The 309-nt window shown below is 56.3% G+C and carries 1 pseudogene; it reads left to right on the top strand.

Features of this window, described 5'->3' with window-relative positions:
* Nucleotides 1–309, top strand: a pseudogene (locus tag Q4563_RS18515) (AAA family ATPase); the annotation flags it as partial.

Genomic DNA, 309 nt, shown 5'->3' with positions numbered 1-309 from the left:
AAGACTGACCATATCCTGTTTGTGGCTTCCGGTGCTTTCCACGTTGCCAAGCCGTCAGATCTGATCCCGGAACTACAGGGACGTTTGCCAATCCGGGTTGAATTACAAGCGCTGACGCCGGGCGACTTCGAACGTATTCTGACTGAACCCAGCGCCTCGCTGACGGAACAATACCGTGCCTTGTTGCAGACCGAAGGCGTGGAGCTTGAATTTCGCCCGGACGCCATCAAGCGCCTGGCGGAGATCGCTTACGAGGTGAACGAAAGCACCGAGAACATCGGGGCTCGTCGTTTGCACACCATTATGGAG

The organism is Gilvimarinus sp. 1_MG-2023 (assembly GCF_030548285.1).
This window is presented reverse-complemented; position numbering and strand designations above follow the sequence as displayed.